Source organism: uncultured Maritalea sp. (assembly GCF_937139385.1).
GTDB lineage: Bacteria > Pseudomonadota > Alphaproteobacteria > Rhizobiales > Devosiaceae > Maritalea > Maritalea porphyrae_A.
This window is the reverse complement of record NZ_CAKZPW010000308.1, coordinates 1-4,503: the sequence shown is the minus strand read 5'-3', so window position 1 is coordinate 4,503 and position 4,503 is coordinate 1. Positions and strand designations below refer to the sequence as shown.

Annotated in this window: 5 protein-coding genes; 4 read left to right on the top strand and 1 reads right to left on the bottom strand. The window is 51.2% G+C overall.

Annotated features, from left to right (window positions below):
• The 4 genes from Q0231_RS12685 to Q0231_RS12670 all read left to right on the top strand — a co-directional run.
• The coding region (locus Q0231_RS12685) for a DUF2306 domain-containing protein (RefSeq protein WP_299347922.1) at positions 1-480 on the top strand (480 nt) is incomplete at its 5' end.
• Positions 481-520: 40 nt separating this feature from the next.
• Complete coding sequence (locus Q0231_RS12680; RefSeq protein WP_299347920.1) at positions 521-1,495, top strand: NAD(P)-dependent alcohol dehydrogenase; 975 nt, start codon at positions 521-523, stop codon at positions 1,493-1,495.
• A 39-nt stretch (positions 1,496-1,534) separates the two neighbouring features.
• Positions 1,535-2,185 (top strand): ribonuclease HII, encoded by a 651-nt coding sequence (locus tag Q0231_RS12675; RefSeq protein ID WP_269392508.1) that lies wholly within the window; start codon positions 1,535-1,537, stop codon positions 2,183-2,185.
• A gap of 123 nt (positions 2,186-2,308) precedes the next feature.
• Complete coding sequence (locus tag Q0231_RS12670; RefSeq protein ID WP_299347919.1) at positions 2,309-3,463, top strand: site-specific DNA-methyltransferase; 1,155 nt, start codon at positions 2,309-2,311, stop codon at positions 3,461-3,463.
• Positions 3,464-3,610: 147 nt separating this feature from the next.
• Here the strand turns inward: Q0231_RS12670 and Q0231_RS12665 are convergent.
• A partial coding sequence (locus Q0231_RS12665) for an A/G-specific adenine glycosylase (protein ID WP_299347917.1) occupies positions 3,611-4,503 on the bottom strand: 893 nt, incomplete at its 5' end.

Below are 4,503 nucleotides of genomic sequence, written 5' to 3'. Positions count from 1 at the left end.
ATCAGCGCCATCATTGTCTCGCTTTCTGGTCTTTACATCAACATCACGCGCGGCAATGTTTCGGGCTTCACTATGGGGCTTGGCAACAGCCTCAATGGCATCCTTATTCTGGTGTTTTGCATCATGGCTTGGCGCTTGGCCGTTAAAGGTCAAATCGCTGATCACCGCCGCTGGGTTTTACGCGCCTTCGTTTTGATCCACGGCGTCTGGTTTTTGCGTGTCGGTATGATTGTTTGGTTCATGATCAACCAAGGCCCTGCAGGAATGAATGATGCGGGAACCGGCTGGTTCGACATCTTTTGGGCGTTTGGGCACTTCTTGCTGCCACTCGCTGTTATGGAAGCCTATTTGCGCTCACAAACCTCGCGCAACAAAATCTGGCGCCTCGCCTTTGGCCTTGGCTTATTCGTGATCACACTGCTTTTGGCTGGTGGCACGGCTGGTGCCTTTATGTTCATGTGGTTGCCCCATCTTGGCTAGTTCCCTTTATTTCAATCAACGCGTAAATGAGTTTAGAACCATGAAAGCTTTCATCCACCACAACTACGGCCCAGCAGATGTGTTGCGCCTTAGTGAAGTCGCAAAACCCGAGCCAGCGGCGAACGAATTGCAGATAAAGGTGCATGCCTTTTCGCTCAACCCCGAAGAAATGCACATGATGCACGGCATGTTTGCGGTGCGGCCAATAACGGGTTTCAGGCGTCCGAAGGTCTTGTGTCTAAAAGCCGACATTGCGGGAGTGGTTGAAGCGATTGGCGATGCTGTTTCTGACTTCAAGATTGGTGACAAGGTGATGGGCCGCGCAAATAAGGGAGGCCAAGCGCAATTCACTTGTGTGCCCCAAGATCGTCTGGTCCATAAACCAGAGGCTCTTTCGTTTGAACAAGCTGCCGCCCTGCCCTTGGCTGGTGTGACGGCCCTGCAAGCGGTCACCAAAAATGGCAACGTACACAAGGGGATGCGCGTTTTAATCAATGGCGCTTCTGGCGGCATAGGCACTTATGCAGTGCAATTGGCAAAGCATTTTGACGGGGAAGTCACAGCTGTGTGCAGTGGCAAAAACATAGACCTCGTCACCCAGCTTGGCGCTGACCATGCAATTGATTATCATACAGGCGATTTCACCCGCACGCGCCGATCAAATGAGTTGATCATCGACCTTGTTGGCAACCGTAGTCTTTCAGACATGCGCTCGTGCCTATCAAAAAATGGCAAATGCCTGATGGTTGGGTTTTCCACTCCTGCTTCCATGTTCCGCGCGTTGATTGGGGGTCCTTTATCGTCAAATTTCTCCACCCAGAAAGTTGGCGTGATGATGGCAAGTTTTGACAAAGCTGATCTGCAAACTGTGGCAGATTTGGCAGCTACGGGTGACCTAGAGGCCACCATCGACAAGGCGTATCCTTTCGAGATGACCCCAAAAGCCATGCACCATTTAGCAACGGTTCGCGCCAAAGGAAAGATTGTTGTGCGCCTTGACGCTGGATCTGAATAAACACTTGGAGCAAACAAGAGGTAATGCCAAATTGAGGGCATGAACAATGCTGATTCACAACCTTCCCTGTTTGGCGATGGGCCTGATTTTTCAATCGAAGATCAATTCCGGGCGAAGGGGCTGGTTGTGTGTGGAGTTGATGAAGCGGGGCGTGGGCCGTTGGCGGGACCTGTTGTCACCGCCGCCGTTATTTTGCACCCAGATCACATTCCGGATGGTTTGAACGACAGCAAAAAGCTCAGCGCCAAGAAGCGCGACGAACTCTACGACCTCATTATGGCCAACGCCCATGTGGGCATTGCATCGGCTCCACCCAGTACCATTTTTGAGCGCAATATACGTGGTGCGACGCTTCACGCGATGGCGCAGGCGGTCAAATCGCTTTCAATAACTCCTGACATTGCCTTAATCGATGGGCGAGATATTCCACCCAAACTGCCTTGTCGCGGGCAAGCGCTGATCAAGGGCGACAGCCGATCCTTGTCCATCGCCGCGGCTTCTATCATTGCCAAGGTGACACGCGACCGGATGTGCGTACTATTGGACCAATCCCTGCCCGCATATGGCTTTGGCAAACACAAAGGTTACGGCACAGCGTTGCACATGCAAGCGCTACAAAACCACGGCGCAACGCCCCATCACAGGGCTGATTTCAAACCAATTGCAGAAATTATAGCTAACAAAAGCTGATTCAAAACAGCGTCTTAGCGTGCAAATTGCATGTTTTACGTTTGGTTTACCATAAGTTTTAGCGCCCCCTTAACCCTAAGAAATTACAAATGAAAGCGTAGTAAAGCGTACAAGGTACATAGAATGTTGCGTAACAAGCATTCGTCGACGCGCAGTGATGCGTCGCTTCGTCCTACGGGCGAAAAGGGTTCTGATTATCTGCCATTGGACACCATTTTGGTGGGTGATTGCATTGAGCATATGAACTCGCTTCCAGCAGGTTCGGTTGACCTTGTTTTTGCTGATCCACCTTATTTTCTTCAATTAGAAAAAGGGCTTACCCGCCCTGACCAGTCTAATGTGGATGGTGTGCATAATGAGTGGGATAAGTTTTCCGACTATGCGCATTACGACAAATTCACCCGCGATTGGATGAGCGCTGCAAAGCGCATCCTCAAGCCAAATGGCGCGCTTTGGGTGATCGGTTCTTACCACAATATTTTCCGCGTTGGCGCGATTTTGCAGGACCTTGGGTTCTGGATGATGAACGACATCATCTGGCGCAAATCCAACCCAATGCCAAACTTTCGCGGCACCCGCTTTACCAATGCGCATGAGACATTGATATGGGCGACACGGGACCAGTCTAGCAAGCCAACTTTCAATTATGACGCGCTCAAACAGTCGAACGACGACACGCAAATGCGCTCTGATTGGCTGTTCCCGATTTGCACGGGAAATGAACGTCTAAAAGACGAAAACGACGATAAGGTGCACCCGACGCAAAAGCCAGAAAGTCTTTTATATCGGATACTTATGGCTACAACCAAACCGGGCGATGTTGTTGTTGATCCGTTTTTTGGCACCGGCACCACGGGCGCTGTGGCGAAAAAATTGGGCCGTCATTTCATCGGCTGTGAGCGTGAAAGCGAATATATAAACGCGGCGTTAAAACGCATTGCTTCGATCAAAACGCTTGAGAATATCGTACTTGAAACGGTGAAGGGCAAACGGGCGGAAAAACGCGTTGCGTTCGGCTCGTTGATTGAGCAGGGGATGATTATGCCCGGCGCAACCCTTTGGGACACAAAGAAAAAATTCAAAGCCACGGTGCGCGCTGACGGGTCGCTAATTTGCGACGGCCATGAAGGCTCGATCCACAAGGTTGGCGCCTTGGTGCAAGACGCAGCTTCATGCAATGGCTGGACCTATTGGCACCTTGAAGACGGCGAAAACCTTACCCTTATAGACGATTTGTGCACCGAAATCCGGGCGACCATGAACAGACTTTCGGCCTGACACGACCTCCAAAGAATTTCAGGCAACTTACCGCTGGTCATTTGATCAGCGGTCTTTTTTTGTTCGATCTGCACCGGGGATAAGTGGGGTAAAACGTCTCGATTTGTGGCGGTTTGTGCTGCTAAAGTGCTGGAACAGTGTGCTAGCTCACTCGTTCAATGCCGCAGCCAAAATTTTCTTGAAAACTGTGGGCAATGCCTCACCATTTAGGTCCGCTTTTTTTGCCCACCAACCGTTTGAAGCGGGCGGTTGACTTGTGTTTGCTTTCCAAACGGTAACGTTGAGTGCGAAGTGGGTGAAGATATGATCCACGTTTCCACACTCAATCCAATGGGTATCCAGCGGATGAGTTGGCGCGGGACGTTCCAAAAGTGTCTCAACTTTGTGCCATTCACTGCCCGGCACTTCAGTCATTGCGGCCAACAATCCTTTTTCGGGTCGTTGCTGCAGCCAAATCTCGCCCTTGTCATTTTCCACCACATAGGCATGGCCAACCCGAATTGGTTTTTGCTTTTTGGGCGGCATCACCGGAAAATTTGTTGGGTCAGATGTTTTGGTGCCAAGGCAGTTTTTTGAGATTGGGCAAATCAAACAATTGGCGCGTTTTGGCGCGCAAATCGTCGCCCCCAAATCCATTAAACTCTGCGCAAAATCCCCTGCTCGTTTTGGCACGGATTGCTGGATGAAAGAGCGGATAAACGGTTTTGCTTCGCGCACTGGTTCGGCCAAGGCGGTAAACCGCGCCGCCACCCGGTCCACATTGCCATCCACCACCGCCACTTGTTCATCAAAACAAATCGCAGCAATTGCCGCACTTGTGTATGGGCCAATGCCCGGCAGGGTTTGCAGTGCTTCGGCGTTGGTTGGAAACGTGCCGCCAAATTCGTCCACCACTTTGTTGGCGCAAGCGTGTAAATTGCGGGCCCGCGCGTAATAGCCCAAGCCTGTCCAGTGGTGCAATACGGTGTCTTGCTCGGCGTTGGCCAATTCGACAACCGTAGGGAAGCTTTCCATAAAACGCTGGTAATACGGAATGACCG

What these genes read in the sequence shown, in the direction of transcription:
- Q0231_RS12680 (WP_299347920.1), top strand. Translation starts at nt 521, where the DNA reads ATGAAAGCTTTCATCCACCACAACTACGGCCCAGCAGATGTGTTGCGC.
- Q0231_RS12675 (WP_269392508.1), top strand. Translation starts at nt 1,535, where the DNA reads ATGAACAATGCTGATTCACAACCTTCCCTGTTTGGCGATGGGCCTGAT.
- Q0231_RS12670 (WP_299347919.1), top strand. Translation starts at nt 2,309, where the DNA reads ATGTTGCGTAACAAGCATTCGTCGACGCGCAGTGATGCGTCGCTTCGT.